The organism is Pseudomonas mendocina, assembly GCF_900636545.1.
GTDB classification, from domain to species: domain Bacteria; phylum Pseudomonadota; class Gammaproteobacteria; order Pseudomonadales; family Pseudomonadaceae; genus Aquipseudomonas; species Aquipseudomonas mendocina.
Genome location: NZ_LR134290.1, coordinates 4,712,893 through 4,730,269 on the forward strand (window position 1 = coordinate 4,712,893; position 17,377 = coordinate 4,730,269).

At 62.3% G+C, this 17,377-nt stretch carries 17 protein-coding genes; all 17 read left to right on the top strand.

What is annotated here, in order from left to right:
* Positions 1–116 precede the first annotated feature (116 nt).
* The 17 genes from EL191_RS22110 to EL191_RS22190 all read left to right on the top strand — a co-directional run bounded on the left by EL191_RS22110 (position 117) and on the right by EL191_RS22190 (position 17,300).
* Positions 117–1,316, top strand: coding sequence for a class I SAM-dependent rRNA methyltransferase (locus tag EL191_RS22110; RefSeq protein WP_041980263.1), 1,200 nt, complete (start codon positions 117–119; stop codon positions 1,314–1,316).
* Between the two features lie 269 nt (positions 1,317–1,585).
* Entirely contained in the window at positions 1,586–2,704 is a 1,119-nt protein-coding gene (locus EL191_RS22115) for an ABC transporter ATP-binding protein (RefSeq protein WP_017363138.1), read from the top strand.
* A 35-nt stretch (positions 2,705–2,739) separates the two neighbouring features.
* A complete protein-coding gene (locus tag EL191_RS22120; RefSeq protein ID WP_013717565.1) occupies positions 2,740–3,813 on the top strand; it encodes an ABC transporter substrate-binding protein in 1,074 nt (357 codons plus the stop codon).
* Between the two features lie 104 nt (positions 3,814–3,917).
* Entirely contained in the window at positions 3,918–5,153 is a 1,236-nt protein-coding gene (locus EL191_RS22125; RefSeq protein ID WP_041980266.1) for an ABC transporter permease, read from the top strand.
* Between the two features lie 7 nt (positions 5,154–5,160).
* A complete protein-coding gene (locus EL191_RS22130; RefSeq protein ID WP_017363141.1) occupies positions 5,161–6,015 on the top strand; it encodes an ABC transporter permease in 855 nt (284 codons plus the stop codon).
* 712 nt (positions 6,016–6,727) lie between these two features.
* Positions 6,728–7,273, top strand: coding sequence for a sensor histidine kinase (locus EL191_RS22135; protein WP_232005542.1), 546 nt, complete (start codon positions 6,728–6,730; stop codon positions 7,271–7,273).
* Positions 7,270–7,908 carry a response regulator gene (locus EL191_RS22140; RefSeq protein ID WP_041980268.1) on the top strand — a complete coding sequence of 213 codons (639 nt, stop codon included), beginning with the start codon at positions 7,270–7,272 and terminating at the stop codon, positions 7,906–7,908. The genes EL191_RS22135 and EL191_RS22140 overlap by 4 nt, the downstream gene beginning before the upstream one ends.
* Positions 7,909–8,095: 187 nt before the next feature.
* The gene (locus EL191_RS22145; protein ID WP_041980270.1) at positions 8,096–9,241 is read left to right on the top strand and encodes a methyl-accepting chemotaxis protein; all 1,146 of its coding nucleotides are present in this window, start codon (positions 8,096–8,098) and stop codon (positions 9,239–9,241) included.
* Between the two features lie 8 nt (positions 9,242–9,249).
* Positions 9,250–9,618 (top strand): response regulator, encoded by a 369-nt coding sequence (locus EL191_RS22150; RefSeq protein ID WP_013717571.1) that lies wholly within the window; start codon positions 9,250–9,252, stop codon positions 9,616–9,618.
* A 10-nt stretch (positions 9,619–9,628) separates the two neighbouring features.
* Positions 9,629–9,949, top strand: coding sequence for an STAS domain-containing protein (locus EL191_RS22155; protein ID WP_041980271.1), 321 nt, complete (start codon positions 9,629–9,631; stop codon positions 9,947–9,949).
* A gap of 6 nt (positions 9,950–9,955) precedes the next feature.
* Positions 9,956–12,127 carry a chemotaxis protein CheA gene (locus tag EL191_RS22160; RefSeq protein ID WP_013717573.1) on the top strand — a complete coding sequence of 724 codons (2,172 nt, stop codon included), beginning with the start codon at positions 9,956–9,958 and terminating at the stop codon, positions 12,125–12,127.
* Between the two features lie 26 nt (positions 12,128–12,153).
* Positions 12,154–12,732, top strand: coding sequence for a chemotaxis protein CheW (locus EL191_RS22165; RefSeq protein ID WP_041980272.1), 579 nt, complete (start codon positions 12,154–12,156; stop codon positions 12,730–12,732).
* A 15-nt stretch (positions 12,733–12,747) separates the two neighbouring features.
* Positions 12,748–14,391, top strand: a complete 1,644-nt coding sequence (locus EL191_RS22170; RefSeq protein ID WP_041980273.1) for a methyl-accepting chemotaxis protein — start codon at positions 12,748–12,750, stop codon at positions 14,389–14,391.
* A gap of 3 nt (positions 14,392–14,394) precedes the next feature.
* Positions 14,395–14,907: a chemotaxis protein CheW gene (locus EL191_RS22175; protein ID WP_017363146.1), complete on the top strand. Its 513-nt coding sequence runs from the start codon at positions 14,395–14,397 to the stop codon at positions 14,905–14,907.
* Positions 14,904–15,722: a CheR family methyltransferase gene (locus EL191_RS22180; RefSeq protein ID WP_013717577.1), complete on the top strand. Its 819-nt coding sequence runs from the start codon at positions 14,904–14,906 to the stop codon at positions 15,720–15,722. The genes EL191_RS22175 and EL191_RS22180 overlap by 4 nt, the downstream gene beginning before the upstream one ends.
* A gap of 145 nt (positions 15,723–15,867) precedes the next feature.
* Positions 15,868–16,239: a chemotaxis protein CheD gene (locus EL191_RS22185; RefSeq protein WP_231118644.1), complete on the top strand. Its 372-nt coding sequence runs from the start codon at positions 15,868–15,870 to the stop codon at positions 16,237–16,239.
* A complete protein-coding gene (locus tag EL191_RS22190; RefSeq protein WP_041980275.1) occupies positions 16,236–17,300 on the top strand; it encodes a protein-glutamate methylesterase/protein-glutamine glutaminase in 1,065 nt (354 codons plus the stop codon). The genes EL191_RS22185 and EL191_RS22190 overlap by 4 nt, the downstream gene beginning before the upstream one ends.
* Positions 17,301–17,377: the final 77 nt, after the last annotated feature.

Here is a 17,377-nt window from a genome sequence, read left to right on the forward strand (position 1 = left end):
AGAAGTAGGGCACAGTCTAGCCAAAGCACCGACCTGCTCGCAGCCGACTTTTGTAAACGCCGGCCCGGCGCGCAAACCGCTATAATCCCGCTCTTTTCCCCGCGGAGCCCGAACTCATGTCTTCCCTGCCCAGTCTGCGCCTGAAAGCCAACGCCGACCGACGCCTGCGCGCCGGCCACCTGTGGGTATACAGCAACGAGATCGATGTCGCTGCCACCCCGCTGAATGGTTTCGCTGCCGGCGACCAGGCCGTCCTGGAAGCGGCCGGCGGCAAGCCGCTGGGCATCGTCGCCATGAGTCCGAACAACCTGATCTGCGCCCGCCTGCTGTCGCGCGACGTCAAGCACGTGCTGGACAAATCCCTGCTGGTGCACCGCCTCAACGTGGCCCTGAGCCTGCGTGAGCGTCTGTTCGACAAGCCCTGCTACCGCCTGGTCTACGGCGACTCGGACCTGCTGCCGGGTCTGGTGATCGACCGATTCTTCGACATCCTCGTGGTACAGCTGGCCTCGGCCACCATGGAAGCGCACAAGGACGACGTGCTCGCCGCGCTTATCCAGGTGCTCAAGCCCAGCGGCATCCTGTTCAAGAACGACTCCAGCGCCCGCGATGCCGAGGGCCTGGAGCGCTATGTGGCGACTGCCTATGGGGAAGTACCGGAATGGGTCGCGCTGGAAGAGAACGGCGTGAAATTCGAAGCACCGGTGATCGAAGGGCAGAAAACCGGCTGGTTCTATGACCACCGCATGAACCGCGCGCGCCTGGCGCCCTACGTGAAAGGCAAGCGCGTGCTCGACCTGTTCAGCTACATCGGCGGCTGGGGCGTACAGGCGGCGGCGTTCGGCGCCAGCGAAGTGTTCTGCGTGGACGCCTCCGGCTTCGCCCTCGATGGTGTCGAGCGCAACGCCACGCTCAACGGCTTCGCCGAGAAGGTCACCTGTGTCGAAGGCGACGTGTTCGCCGCGCTGCGCGAACTGAAATCCGCGGAAGAGCGCTTCGACGTGGTGATCGCCGACCCGCCCGCCTTCATCAAGCGCAAGAAGGACATCAAGAACGGCGAAGCTGCCTATCGCCGTCTCAACGAAACCGCGATGCGCCTGCTGAACAAGGACGGCATCCTGGTCAGCGCCAGTTGCTCCATGCATCTGGAGGAAGACAACCTGCAGAACATTCTGCTGACCAGCGCCCGCCATCTGGACCGCAACATCCAGTTGCTCGAGCGCGGAGCCCAAGGCCCGGATCACCCGGTACACCCGGCCATCAATGAGACCCGCTACATCAAGAGCCTGACCGTACGCCTGCTGCCCAACAGCTGAGCAAGCTGCACCTGCCGAGTGCGTGTCGGCAGGTGCCTCTTCCCCCTTCCGCTGTTACCTCCTCCCACACCCCGCCTCGCATCTCGCCCAGCATGGACTAGGCTTGAGCCTGCATAGCAGAGCGCTATTAAGCTGTCAGCCGTAATCTGGCTTGCTTATTGCTTTTGCCTATCGCCATAACGATCGCCGCCCACGAAGGAGGCGAATCGACTCAGAAGTTGGAGCCTTGGCCACGAGCTGACTCCACATTGCGGACAGCGGGGAGGAATATGACTGCGCAGGCTGGGAACGACGCGTTCCTGCGATTCACCAACGTCAAGAAGACCTACGATCACAAGACCCTGGTGGTCAAGGACTTCAACCTCAACGTGGCCAAGGGCGAGTTCATCACCCTGCTCGGCCCCTCCGGTTCCGGCAAGACCACCTGCCTGATGATGCTCGCTGGCTTCGAGGACGTGACCAGCGGCGAGATTCTGATCAACGGCCGCAACGTCACCAGCATCGCGCCGTACGACCGCAACATCGGCATGGTCTTCCAGCAGTACGCGCTATTCCCGCACATGACCATCCGCGAGAACCTTGCCTACCCGTTGAAGATCCGCAAGCTGCCCAAGGACGAGATTCGCGCCAAGGTCGAGCAGTACCTCGCCCTGGTCGAACTGCAGGCCTTCGGCGGGCGCTATCCCGGCCAGCTCTCCGGCGGCCAGCGCCAGCGCGTGGCCCTGGCCCGCGCGCTGATCTTCGCCCCGGACATCGTACTGATGGACGAGCCACTCGGCGCGCTGGACAAGAAACTGCGCGAGCAGATGCAGTTCGAGATCAAGCGCCTGCACGAGCAGCTCGGCTTCACCGTGATCTACGTCACCCATGACCAGACCGAAGCGCTGACCATGAGCGACCGCATCGCCGTGTTCAACAACGGCGTGGTGCAGCAATGCGCCGCGCCACACGTGCTCTACGAACGACCGGCCAACCTGTTCGTCGCTGACTTCATCGGCGAGAGCAACAAGCTCGAAGGGGTGATCGAGACGGTCGAAACGGACCGCGTGCAGGTACGCCTCGACGATGGCGGGCTGGTCAGCACGCTTAAAGCCAACTGCTGCGAAGTTGGCCAGGCCACCACGGTGTCGGTGCGTCCGGAAAAGCTCAATTTCACCACCCGCCTCGGCGACAGCGGCAACCAGGTCAAAGCCCGCTTCGTCACCCGCCACTATGTCGGCGAATACATCCGCTACCACTTCGAGACTGCCAGCGGCAGTGAACTGGTGGTGAAGAATCTGAACGACAGTTCAGCCCCGCAACTCAGCGCTCAGGAAGAGATCGCCCTCACCTGGCTGCCGGAAGACAGCCAGGCCCTGGACCGATCGGAAGTGCCGACGACGCTCTGACCACCACAACTAGTAGAAGCAAATGGAGCACAGCAATGGCTAGATCACTGACTACCAGCGTTTCCACCTTCGCCCTGTTGGCGGCCTTGGGTTTCACCGCAAGCAACGCCACGGCCCAGGACAGTCTCACCGTGGTGTCCTGGGGCGGCTCCTACGGCGCCACGCAGAAGAAGCACGTCATCGACCCCTATCAGAAGGAAACCGGCGTCAAGGTGCTATTCGAGGACTACTCGGGTGGCGTCGCCGAGATCAAGGCCCAGGTCGAGTCGGGCAACATCCAGTGGGACGTGGTCGACTTCGAAGTGATCGACCTCGAACGCGCCTGCTCCGAAGGCTTGCTGGAAACCATCGACCACAGCGTGCTGCCGGCCGGCATCGACGGCACTCCGGCGGCCCAGGACTTCATCCCCGAAGCGCTGGCCAGCGAGTGCGCGGTGGGCAATATCGTCTGGTCCGTGGTGTTCGCCTTCAACGACAACACCATCGGCGGCACCAAGGCCACCAGCATCGGCGACTTCTTCGACACCGCCAAGATCCCCGGGAAGCGCGCCATGCGCAAGCGCCCGCAGGTGAACATGGAGTGGGCACTGATGGCCGACGGCGTGGCCCCGGAGGAAGTCTACGAAGTGCTGGCCACACCGGAAGGCCAGCAGCGCGCCTTCGACAAGCTGGACAGCATCAAGAAGGACATCGTCTGGTTCGACTCCTGGTCGCAGGCGCCACAACTGCTCAACGACGGCGGTGCAGTACTGGTGCAGTCGGCCAATGGCCGCTTCTACGATGCCATCGTGCAGGAGAAGAAGCCCTTCGAAATCGTCTGGGACGGCCATGTCTACGACCTCGACGCCTGGGCCATCGTCAAGGGCTCGAAGAAGAAGGAGCTGGCCATGGAGTTCATCAAGTACGCCACCGGTTCCAAACCGCTAGCCGGCATGCCGGATGTGGCCTACGGCCCGACGCGCAAGTCGTCCATGCCGTTGGCTGACCAGAACGCCACGCCGCACCTGCCGACCGCTCATCTGGACAAGGGCATCCAGGCTGGCTCGGAGTTCTGGGCCGACTACGGCGAGTCGCTGGGAGAGAAGTTCAACGAGTGGCTGTTGAAGTAAGCAGACCACCTGTGGGAGGGGCTTCAGCGGCGACGGTCGCGGCTGAAGCCCCTCCCACGAGTGCCGAGCCCCAACGGAGAAGGTGCTGATTCCGGAGTAATGTTTTGACCTCTCTCACTACCCACGAAGCCGGCCAAGCCGCCAGCGCCCGTCGCAAGAAGCGCGTCGCCGCCTTTCTGTTCGTGGTGCCGCTGCTGCTGTTCATCCTCGTCACCTTCGTCGCCCCGATCGGCACCATGCTGTGGCGCAGTGTCTATCACCCGACCGTGGCCGAGCTGATTCCCCTGACCCTGGCCGAACTCGAACGCTGGGACGATCACAGGCAACTGCCGGACGAGACGACCTTGCAGGTCTTCGTCACAGAGCTGCATGAGCTCAACGAGCAGCGCCTGTCCGGCAAGCTCTCAGAGGAGTTCAACCGCGCGTATACCGGTATGTCCAGCGTGGTCAAAGCCACCGCACGGCGTGTCGGTCGACTGGATGCGCAGCAGCTGGAAAGCCAGGGTATACAGACCCTGCTCGACGCCCATCGCAACTGGAGCAAGCCCGAGCTGTGGTACGCCATCGAACGTGCCGGCAAGGTCTACACCTACGACTACTACCTGACCGCGCTGGATCTGGAGCTGCACCCCGACGATGGCATCCAGGTGCGCCAGGACACGCAGATCTACCTGCAGCTGTACTCCAAGACGCTGAACATGGCGCTGGTCATCACCCTGCTCTGCGCCCTGCTCGGCTACCCGCTGGCCTACTACCTCGCCGGCCTGCCATCGAACCGCGCCAACCTGCTGCTGGTGCTGGTGCTGCTGCCGTTCTGGACCTCGCTGCTGGTGCGCACCACCTCGTGGATCGCGCTGCTGCAGACCAACGGCGTGATCAACTCCTTCCTCATGGGCATCGGTATCATCAGCCAGCCCTTCGAGATGCTCTACACCTCGTTCGCCACCGTGGTGGCGATGACCCACATCCTGCTACCGTTCATGATCCTGCCGCTGTACAGCGTGATGCGCGGCATCGACCCCAGCTACATGCGCGCAGCGCTCAGCCTGGGCGACAAGCCAATACCTGCGTTCGCCCGCATCTACTTCCCGATGACCCTGCCCGGCCTGAGTGCCGGGGCGCTGCTGGTGTTCATCATCTCGGTCGGCTACTACATCACCCCGGCGCTGGTCGGTGGCACCGACGGGCAGATGATCAGCAACATCATCGCCTTCCACATGCAGCGCTCGAACAACTGGGAGCTGGCCGCCGCGCTGGGCTCGCTGCTGCTCGGGCTGATCCTGCTGCTGTACTGGGTGTACGACCGCTTCGTCGGCGCCAGCAACATCAAGTTGGGATGATGAGACGATGAAAATCCCCGCCTACTACGGCTTCTGGCACCACCTCGGACACTGGCTGCTCAAGGCCAGCTCCTGGCTGGTGTTGCTGTTCCTGATCCTGCCGATCCTGGTGATCGTGCCACTGTCGTTCAACGCCGAGCCGTTCTTCAGTTTCACCGAAGGCATGCTCACGCTGGACCCGGACGCCTACTCGCTGCGCTGGTACCGGGAAATCCTCGACGACCCGAAGTGGATTCTGGCGATCAAGAACAGCTTCTTCATCGGCATCCTCTCCACCCTCCTCGCCACGATTCTGGGCACCTGCGCCGCCGTAGGCTTGGCGCGCGACGAGATGCCGTTTCGCCGCTTCATCACCGCTCTGCTGCTGTCACCGATGATCGTGCCGCTGATCATCACCGCCGCCGGGATGTTCTTCTTCTATTCCAACCTGGGCCTGGCCGGTGGCTACCTCGGGGTGATCCTGGCGCACGCGGCGCTGGGCACGCCCTTCGTCATCATCACCGTCACCGCCACGCTCACTGGCTTCGACTACAGCCTGGCCCGCGCCGCGCTGAATCTCGGCGCCACGCCGATTCGGGTGTTCTTCGACGTAATCATGCCGCTGATCCGCCCCGGGGTGATTTCCGGCGCGCTGTTCGCCTTCATCACCTCGTTCGATGAAGTGGTGGTGATCCTGTTCATGGCCGGCCCTCAGCAGCGCACCATTCCGCGGCAGATGTTCTCGGGCCTGCGCGAGCAGATCAACCCGAGCATCCTGGCCATCGCCACTCTGCTGATTCTGGTATCCATCGCCCTGCTGGTGACACTGGAACTGCTGCGTCGTCGCGCCGAGCGCATGCGTGGGATCGAGATGCCGCAGTGATCGGAAACAGGTCGCTCCGGTAATAGCCTGACACATACCCAAAGACGACATACAACCGCCACAGACGCCGCTATCCGGGCGTCTGATCATTTCCTGCTGTCCTCACCAGCGGCGCGGGCGATATGCTAAGTGATCAGACAAGTAGGGCCCGTGCCATGATCACTCCTTCCCACGAAGGCATCAGCCACCTGGTGGCCGATGCACTCGCTCCGCCCCTCATACCCGGCAGACCGGTGTAACCACTACGGAGACGGATAAACCACAGCCGCAGCCAAAACGCTGAGCTGCGCCCGACTGTCTCTGAACGGCGCCGGAGTTTCGTTCAAGTGACGGGAAACAGGGGAAGCACATCTCAACCCGCCCACTCCAAGAGAGTGAAGTCCTCGCCTTCCGTTACTTCTTCCATCGATGTTGGGCCCGCTTTTTTCTGAGCCGTAGCCTGCGTTCTGGCCAGAAACACTCCCAACCCCGAGCCAGTCCAGCGGTGGATTGCACTCACCGCGCCAAAGAAGAGATAGAGCTAACGTGAACACGACAAGGACGCTCTCGCGCTACGCCCCCCCCTCCTCGCAAGCCGAACACCCACGACCCCGAAATCATCTGCGCCGTTTGCCAGTCGACACACGCCAAGCTCTGCGCACTCGCCCGCGCTCAGGAACGCAAGCGCATCGCCCGCGAGCTGCACGACGAGCTAGGGCAGCAACTGACCGCTCTGCAACAGGGATTGGGTGTGCTGCGCATTCACCTCGGCCAGGACCGCCCGGACCTGCTGAGTCATATCGAACGACTGACCAGCATCTCCCACGGGGCCATCGAGACCATCCGTGAAATTCATAACGGTGCGCCCACCAAGCAACTACAGCACAACCTGAGTAGCACCCTCGAAGGCCTGATAGAGGAATTTCGGCAACTCTCGGAAATCGAATGCCGCTACAACCTGCCCAAGCAAGACCTCGAGCTGGAGCCGGGGCGCGCATCGCACCTGTATCGCATCGTGCAGGAGTCGCTGACCAACATTCTGCGTCACGCCAATGCCAGTCGGGCCGAGGTGAGCCTGGAGCGACGTGATAATGACTACGTGCTGGAGATTTTCGATGACGGCCAGGGCTTCATCCTCAGCGACATCCTGCCCGACTCCACCGGGCTTTCCGGTATGCGCGAGCGCGGCAAGCAACTCGGAGGTCCCGTGATCATTTTCAGCCACCCCGGCCAGGGCACCATCGTCCAGGCAATCTTTCCCGTGAGAATCAACCAATGATCAATCTGATGATCGTCGATGATCATATGATCATGCGAGAAGGCCTGAAGCGCCTGTTCGAACTGGACAAGGACATCCACATCGCAGCAGAGGCAGCTGACGGTCTACAGGCACTCGAACGCCTGAGGACGAAACACGTGGACTTGCTCCTTCTGGATATCAGCATGCCCGGCCTGAGCGGTGAAGCCCTGATATCGCGCCTCATCCATCAGTACCCGCGCCTGCCCATCCTGGTGCTCAGCATGCACAGCGACCCTCATGTCGCCATGCGCGTGCTGCGCTCGGGAGCCACCGGCTACCTGACCAAGACCCAGTCACCGGAGACGCTGATCGCCGCGGTGAAGAAAGTCAGCACCGGTGCACGCTACATTGACCCGGAGCTCCTCGAGCAGATTGCACTGAACAGCCTCAAGTCGAACCCTTCGAGCGGCCTCGACAGCTTAACCAACCGGGAGTTCCAGATCATGCGACTGCTGGCAGATGGCCATAGCATCAACCAGATCGCCGAACAGCTGATGATCAGCAACAAGACGGTCAGCACACATAAGATAAATCTGATGCAGAAGATGGGATTTTCCAGCAATGCCGACCTGATCAAGTTCGCCAGCAAACTCAGCATTTCCGAACCAGTCTGAGGATTTCCCTAGTCGCGATCGGGATAAATTTGCGCGCAAATCCAGCACATCCCGATGCCCCGACAAAAGTCCCTAATGCATGCTCCGACTGTCGATGGAACGATGGCAGGCACTCTGCAGGAATCCCCCCTTCTAGCCTGGCAATTGTTCCGCGATCACCTGACCTCATCCGTCGCGGAGCCAAGCAGTGCGCGAGCCAAACCTCTCTCTGGTTATCCCATCTCTGGCACTGCTGGCCGGTATCGTCGCCGTGCTTCTGGTCGGCTTCGGCTGGCTGGGAACCCTCCCGGCACTGATTGGACTGATGGTGGTGGGAGGCGTGCTGCTGGTTCGGCAGAGCAAGCGCCAACCGCTGGTGCAGGCAGTAGAAACGCCGGTTACTGACGTATTGCAGCCGCAGAGCGATGTAGAAGAACTGTGCGAACAGACGCTGCCACTCTGGTCGCAGCAGATCCACTCCGCACGCAGCCACACCGAAGAGGCCATCAGCGCCTTGAGCGAGCGCTTCGCCAATCTCGCCGTGCGCATACAGCAAAGCCTGGGCAACGGCCCAGAGCGCGAGGCTGGCAACCGCCTGGTCGCCCTACTGTCCACCAGCCAGCACGAGCTGGACATGATCATCATGGCGCTGCGCGAGGCGCTGGCCAGCAAGGAGTCGCTGCTCAAGGAAGTGATGCAGCTGTCGAACTTCACCGACCAGTTGCAGGAAATGGCGCAGGGCGTGGCCGACATCGCCAAGCAAACCAACCTGCTGGCCCTAAACGCCGCCATCGAAGCAGCCCGAGCTGGAGAAAGTGGCCGCGGTTTCGCCGTAGTCGCTGATGAAGTGCGCACGCTCTCCACCCGGTCCGGCGAAACCGGCCAGCGTATTGGCGAGACGGTGAGCATCGTCAACACCGCGATCCACAAGACGCTGGACATCTCCAGGGAATACGCCAAGACCGATGCGCAGACCCTGAACAACGCCAGCGAGGTGATCAAGGGCGTGATCACCCGCTTCCATCACAGCGCCAGCGGCATCGTCAGCCACAACGAGGCAATGCGCAGCCAGAGCGAAATCGTCGGGCAGGACATTGCCGAGGTGCTGGTCTCGCTGCAGTTCCAGGACCGTATCAGCCAGATGCTGGGCCACGTGAGTGGCGACATCGAAAAGCTGCTCGCCCACATCCATGCCAACAACGAACAACGCCGACTCGGCCACGAGCCATCGCCTCTGGACGTCGATCGCTGGCTGAATGAACTGGCGCAGACCTACACCATGCCCGAGCAGCATGACATCCACCGGGGCGAAGCCCCCGGCAAGCGTAACGATTCCGAAATCACATTCTTCTGAGGTACCCCATGGGCAAGACCGTACTCATCGTCGACGATTCCGCCTCGATCCGGCAGGTCGTCAGCATCACGCTCAAGGGTGCCGGCTACGACGTTATCGAAGGTTGCGATGGCAAGGACGCACTGACCAAGCTCGACGGTCGCAAGGTGCACCTGATCATCAGCGACGTGAACATGCCGAACATGGACGGCATCACTTTCCTCAAGAACGTCAAGCAACTGCCTGCCTACAAGTTCACTCCGGTGATCATGCTCACCACCGAAGCCGGCGAAGCGAAGAAGGACGAAGGCCGCGCCGCGGGCGCCAAGGCCTGGGTAGTCAAGCCGTTCCAGCCGGCGCAGATGCTCAATGCCGTCTCCAAGCTGATCCTGCCTTGAGGCCCACGCCATGACAGACGCGCCGGGCGAGAACCTGTATCGCATTCTGCCTCTGGAAGGCGGGTTGACCATCTACAGCGTCAGCGAACACATGGAACTGTTGATGCGCGCATTGGCCCCTGCCGCGGAAGTTGAACTGGATCTCTCGGCGCTCGACGAAGTCGACTGCGCAGGTCTCCAACTGCTGGTGCTGGCCAAGCAGGAAGCCAACCGCCAGGGCTGCCAACTGCGCCTGAGCCACCACAGCCCGGCAGTGATCGAGGCGTTCGAGCTCAGCGGACTCGCCTCGTTCTTCGGCGACCCCATCCTGATCAAACCCAGCGACGAGTGATGCAGTATGGATATGGACGAAGTACTCAAGATCTTCATCGCTGAAAGCCGTGAACTGCTGGAACTGATGGAAGAAGCACTGCTCGTGCTGGAAAGTGCTCCTGAAGACGCCGATACCATCAACGCCATCTTTCGTGCCGCCCACACGATCAAGGGCTCCGCCGGGCTGTTCGGCCTCGATCTCATCGTTGACTTCACCCACATTGCCGAAAGCGTGCTCGACCGCATCCGCAATGGCGAACTGCATTTCGATGAAACGCTCACGGCCCTGTTTCTACAGGTTGGCGATCACCTCGGCAAACTCATCACCCACCTCGACGAAGGCCACGATCTCGAGCAACTGGATGCCGAGAGCCTGGAGCAGAACCGCCAGCTCGGGGAGCGCCTGAGCGCCTACATGGCGCCGCCCAGAAATCCCGAAGGCCTGCCCACCCAGCACGAGCGGATCGAGCGCAGCACGCAGGATGGCCTGAGCGCCGACCACTGGCATCTCTCGCTGCGTTTCGGCCCGGACACCCTGCGCAACGGCATGGACCCATTGTCCCTGCTGCGCTATCTCAATACCTTCGGGCGCATCGTCAACATCGTGCCGCTGCTTGACCGCATGCCGCCCGCGGCCGAGATGGACCCCGAGACCTGCTACCTCAGTTTCGAAGTCGCCTTCGCCAGTGATGCCGACAAGGCCACCATCGAGGGTGCCTTCGAGTTCGTCCGCGAAGACAGCCTGATCCGCATTCTGCCGCCCCACAGCAAGTCCAACGAATACCTCGAACTGATCCGCGCGCTCCCCGAAGAAGACATGCGCCTGGGTGAAATCCTGATGCGCTGCGGCACCTTGACCGCCGCCGAGCTGCAGGATGTGCTGCACGCCCAGGTACAGGGACAACAGGAAGCCGAAGCCCGCCCCATCGGCCAGGTGCTGATGGAAGAAAGCCTGGTGCAGCCACCGGTGATCGCCGCGGCGCTGCAAAAACAGCAACAGGTCAAGGAGAGCCGCAGCAACGAGAACAACCTGATCCGTGTCGACGCCAGCAAGCTCGACCAACTGATCAACCTGGTCGGCGAGCTGATCATCGCCGGCGCTGGCGCACGCATGACCGCTCAGCAATGCGGGCATGCCGAAATGCTGGAATCCACCGAGCAGCTGTCACGCCTGGTGGAAGAGGTTCGCGACTCCGCGCTGACCCTGCGCATGGTGCAGATTGGTGCGACATTCAACCGTTTCCAGCGTGTGGTGCGCGACGTATCGCGAGAGATCGGCAAGGACATCGCCCTGTCCATCAGCGGCGGCGAAACCGAGCTGGACAAGACCGTGGTCGAGCGCATCACCGACCCGCTCACCCACCTGGTGCGCAACGCCATGGATCACGGCATCGAGCCCCTTGCCGTACGCCAGGCGCGTGGCAAGCCTGGGCAGGGCAACGTGCGCCTCAATGCCTACCATGATGCCGGCAGCATCGTGCTGGAAGTCGCCGACGACGGTGGCGGCCTCGACCCACAGCGCATTCTCGCCAAGGCCCGTGAACGTGGGCTGATCAGCGAAGGGCAGGTGCTGACCGAGAAGGAAACCTTCAACCTGATCTTCGAGCCCGGCTTCTCCACCGCCGATCAGGTCAGCAACCTGTCCGGTCGTGGTGTGGGCATGGACGTAGTCAAGCGCAACATCTCCGCGCTACGCGGCAACATCGAACTGGACAGCGTACTCGGTGAAGGCACCTGTGTACGTATCCGCCTGCCACTGACCCTGGCCATCATCGACGGTTTCCTGGTCGGCGTGGGTCAGGCGGGCTATGTGATCCCGCTGGATCTGGTCGAGGAATGCATCGAGCTGGAACCTGGCGCCTGCCAGGACCGCGGGCACATTTCCCTGCGCGGCGAGGTCCTGCCGTTCATACGCCTGCGCGAGCTGTTCGATGAAGAAGGCCAGCCGCCCAGACGCGAGAACGTGGTGGTGGTCAGTTATGCCGGGCAACGCGCCGGCCTGGTCGTCGATCACCTGATGGGCGAGTTTCAGACGGTCATCAAGCCACTGGGCAAGCTGTTCGGCAACTGCAGAGGCGTCGGTGGTTTCACCATTCTGGGCAGTGGCGCCGTCGCCCTGATTCTCGACACCCCCAGCCTGCTGACCGACCTGGCTCACCCGACTACCAGCGCCATGCCTGCAACCAGCGAAGCCTGAACTCAACGACTAGAGCCCACACCACCATGAGTCTTTCCAGCAGCCCGGCCAACGTCGAGCACCATCCGCCAGCGAGCACTGCGCTGGCGACAGTGGAGCCCGAGCAGAATACGCCGCAGCAATATCTGACCTTCGAGCTCAACGCGCGCCGCTACGCACTCGATGGCCTGAGCGTGCGCGAGATCATCGAGTATCCGCAACTGACCCGCGTGCCCATGGCCGCTGCCTGCATCCACGGCGTCATCAACCTGCGCGGCGCCGTAGTGCCGGTGATCGACCTGAGCCTGCGCTTCGGCCAGGGCGCAAGCCGCATCGACAAACGCACCTGCATCATCATCGTCGAAGTGACGGACGAGGAGGACGACCACGTACTGGGCATCATCGTCGACGCCGTCAGCGAGGTGCTCGAAGTGGTCGCCAGTCAGGTGCGCCCCGCGCCGGCCTTCGGCAATCCCATTCGTGCCGACTTCATACACGGCATGGTTCGACTGGGTGATGAGTTCATCGTCCTGCTGACTATCGAAAACACCCTGGCGGTCGCCGAAATCGCGGCCTCCGGCAGCAGCAAATCCGCACGACAAACGCCTGAGCGCCCAGCCAGATAATACGGAGAAGTGACCATGTTCAAGAATATGAGAGTGGCGACCAAGCTTGGCCTCGGCTTTGGCTCGGTCGTGGCCCTGCTGGTGCTGGCAACCCTGCTCGGGATCATGCGCATGAGCGCGATCAACAGCTCCAACGACGTCATCGTCGACGACCGCTATCCCAAAATCGTCGACGCGAACATCATCAAGGAAGAAACGCTCAACCAGGCGCGTTTAATTCGTGACTTGATCATCCTCGACGATCAAGCGTCCGACCAGAAGAACCTGGCCCTGATCAGCGAGAGCCGAGAGCGGCGCGCAAAAGCCGTCGAGAACCTACAAAACACCGTGACGGCCCCAAAAGCGCTTGAGCTGCTGGCACGGATCAACAGCGCGCGCGAGCTGGTAGGCCAACGCTACGACGAAATATACAAGCTCATGGATGACCAGGAACGAGCGCTGGCTTATCTCTATAGCGAGATCATCCCGGCCAACAACGAACTGCTGAAAGCCTCGACCGCACTGGCCGACTTCCAGGCTGAGCTAATGGAACAGTCCCAGAATGAATCAACGGCGCTGTTCGAAGAATCCCGCATGCAACTGATGATCATCGGCGGCGTTGCCGCACTGATCTCCGTCCTGCTGGCCTGGCTGATCACCCACAGCCTGCTGCGCCAACTGGGTGGCGAGCCGGGCTACGCTGCAGAAGTGGTGACCCGCATCGCCGAGGGCGATCTGCGAGTGGAGGTCACCACCCGCAACGGTGATACCACCAGCATGCTCGCCGCGATCAAGAGCATGTCGCAACGCCTGTCGCAGATCATCTCCGAGGTACGCAGCTCCGCCGACGCGCTGACCAGCGCCTCCGAGGAAATCTCCGCCACGGCGCAGAGCATGAGCCAGGCCGCATCCGAGCAGGCCGCGTCGGTCGAAGAAACCAGCGCGTCGATGGAGCAGATGTCCGCCTCCATCTCGCAGAACACCGAGAACGCGCGGATCACCGACGGCATGGCGAGCAAGGCCAGCGGCGAAGCCGGCGAAGGCGGCCAGGCGGTCAAGGAAACCGTACGTGCCATGAAGACCATCGCCGACAAGATCGGCATCGTCGATGACATCGCCTACCAGACCAACCTGCTGGCCCTCAATGCCGCAATCGAGGCCGCGCGTGCCGGCGAGCACGGCAAAGGCTTCGCGGTGGTCGCCGCAGAAGTGCGCAAGCTGGCCGAACGCAGCCAGGTGGCAGCCCAGGAGATCGGCGAGGTAGCCAAGTCCAGCGTGCAACTGGCGGAGCGTGCCGGCACCCTGCTCGACGAGATCGTGCCGTCCATCGCCAAGACATCGGACCTGGTGCAGGAAATCTCCGCCGCCTCCGAGGAGCAAAGTTCAGGCGTCGGTCAGATCAGCACCGCGATGAACCAGCTCAACGAGATCACGCAGCAGAACGCCTCCTCCTCCGAAGAGCTCGCAGCCACTGCCGAGGAAATGAGCGGCCAGGCCGAGCAGCTGCAGCAACTGATGGACTTCTTCAAGCTCAACACCATGGCCTCCGGGCGTAGCCAGCAACGTCACGTTCAGGCCCAGCGCCCGAGCCACTCGTCTCGCGCGCAGCAGATCGATGACGATGGCGCGATGCCAATGGCAGGCGGCCTCCCAGTCGGTTACGTGCGCTTCCAGGAGTAGCCAATGGCTGCCGCAATCAGCAACGCCGCCGGCCAGTACCTGACCTTCACCCTGGCGCAGGAACTGTTCGGCGTCGATATCCACGCCGTACGCGAAATCATCGAGTATGGCCGGCTGACGAGCGTACCGATGATGCCGCCGAGCATACTCGGCGTCATCAACCTGCGCGGTGCCGTGGTGCCGGTCATCGATCTCGGCCTGCGTTTCGGTGGCAAGGCCACCGTCATCGGTCCACGCACCTGCATCGTCATCCTGGAAATCGCCTCGCGCGATGGCCTGCGGGTGATCGGCATGGTGGTCGATGCGGTCAATGAAGTGCTGGAGCTGGGCAGCGGACAGATCGAGCCGCCGCCCAGCTTCGGCAACCGCATCCGCGCCGACTTCATTCGCGGCATGGGCAAGCTGGACGATCGACTGGTAGTCCTGCTCGATGTCGGCCGGGTACTCTCCGACGACGAGATAGCCCTGCTGGAGCAAGCCGGCGCGCACGCTACCACGGCGCAGGAAAGCCCATGAGCAGCGCCGCCATCGCCCTGAGCGATCAGGAATTCGCCAGGTTTCGCCAGTTGATTCACGAGATCGCCGGTATCAGCCTTTCCGATGCCAAGAAGCCTCTGGTCGCCGGCCGCCTGAGCAAACGCCTGCGCGAGTTCGAGCTCGACAGCTACGGCGAGTACTTCCGTCGCCTAAGCCAGAGCCCGGCAGAGCTGCAGACCTGCGTCGACCTGCTGACCACCAACGAGACCTACTTCTTTCGCGAACCCAAGCATTTCGACTTCCTGCGTGAGCGCCTGGGCCAGCCCGGACTGATCCCCAGCGGTCGTCCGTTACGCATCTGGAGCGGCGCCTGCTCTAGCGGCGAGGAGCCCTACAGCATTGCCCTGCTGCTGGCCGATGTGCTGGGCGAAAAGCCCTGGGAAATCCTTGCGTCGGATATCAGCCAGCGGGTGCTGGATCGCGCGCGTGCCGGGGTCTATCGTGTGCAGGACAGCGAGGATATCCCGCGCCGGATGCTGGTACGCCACTGTTTTCGCGGCGTCGGTGCCAACGAGGGCAATCTGCTCATCGACCCAGCACTGCGTCGGCGTGTGCGCTTCGAGCAGATCAACCTGAACAATTCATTGCCGGAAGTCGGTCAATTCGATGTGATCTTCCTGCGTAACGTCATGATCTACTTCGACGGTGACACCAAGCGCCAGGTCGTGAAGCGCCTGCTGAGCCGCCTGCGGCCAGGCGGTTACTTTCTGATCAGCCATTCGGAAAGCCTCAACGGCATCGATGACACGCTCAAGGTCGTGAAACCCTCGATCTATCGCAAACCCGATGCCTAGACCCGTTACACCGCGTGATGTCTATCTACAACCCGGCGATCTGCACTTCGCAGGCGTCGGCACGCGGATTCGCACCTTGCTCGGCTCCTGCGTATCCCTGGTTTTCTGGCATCCACGCCACAGACTTGGGGGTATGTGTCACTACATGCTGCCGACCCGTGGCATGCCTGGCCAAAAGCTGGATGGCCGCTATGGTGACGAAGCCATGCAGCTCTTGCTCAAAGCTATGAGCGCCCACGGCACACGGGTCAAGGAATATCACGTGCGTGTATTCGGCGGCGGCAACATGTTTCCGCACATCGGCGTTCGCGCGCGCAGCACACGCCACGTCGGTCAGCAAAATATCGACATGGCCTACAAGCTCCTCGCTACGTACGGCTTGATGAGTCACGGCGAACACGTCGGCGGAACCGGCCATCGCCATCTTCTCTTCGACATCTGGAGCGGCCAACTGGCCCTGAAGCTATCCCCTATCGTCGCTGACAGTGGAAGTCCCACTGGAGTACAACCTGCATGAAACCCATCAAAGTCATGATCGTCGACGACTCTGCCGTCGTCCGCCAGGTATTGGCCTCGGTACTGGCAGCCGACCCGGCGATCGAGGTTCTGGGCACCGCTGCCGATCCGCTGTTCGCCCTGAGCAAGATGGAGCGTGAGTGGCCGGACGTGATCGTCCTCGACGTGGAAATGCCACGCATGGACGGCATCACCTTCCTCAAGAAGCTCATGGCCGAGCGCCCCACCCCGGTAGTGATCTGCTCGACACTGACCGAAAAAGGCGCCAGCACCACCATGCAGGCCCTCGCCGCCGGCGCCGTAAGCATCGTCACCAAGCCCCAGGTCAACCTGAGCAAGTTTCTGGTCAATGCCAGCGATGACCTGCTCGGGGCCGTCAAGGCCGCAGCCCGTGCCAATATGCGCCAACTGGCCAAGAGCAAGGTTCCGGTACAACCCAAGCTGGGCGCCGATGCCGTGATTCCCGCCAGCCAGCCGGCCATGGCCCGCACCACCGAGCGCGTGGTGGCCATCGGTACCTCCACCGGCGGCACTCAGGCACTGGAATTTATCCTCACCGCCCTGCCGCGCGTGTGCCCCGGCATCGTCATCGTCCAGCACATGCCGGAACGCTTCACCGCCGCCTTCGCCGAACGCCTCAATGGCCTCTGTCAGATCGAGGTACTGGAGGCGCGCCATGGCGACCGCGTCATCCCTGGCCGCGCCCTGATCGCCCCCGGCGGTCGCCACATGCTGCTCAAACGCAGCGGTGCGCAGTACATGGTAGAAGTGGTCGACGGCCCGCCCGTCAGCCGCCACAAGCCCTCGGTGGATGTGCTGTTTCGCTCCACCGCCCGCGCCGCCGGCGCCAACGCCACCGGCATCATCATGACCGGCATGGGTGACGACGGCGCCCGTGGCCTGCGCGAGATGTTCGAGGCCGGTGCGCAGACCTTCGGCCAGGACGAAGCCAGTTGCGTGGTCTACGGCATGCCCAAGGAAGCGAAGAAACTCGGCGCGGTCGGGCGCGAGATTCCCCTAGAGCAAATTCCCGTGCATATCCTGCGCGCCGAGCGTGCCTGACCGGCAACCTTCCCCCGCCCGCCTCGGCGGGCGTAGAATCACTGCATTCCTCGCCAGAAATCCTCCGGCGGGCCCGT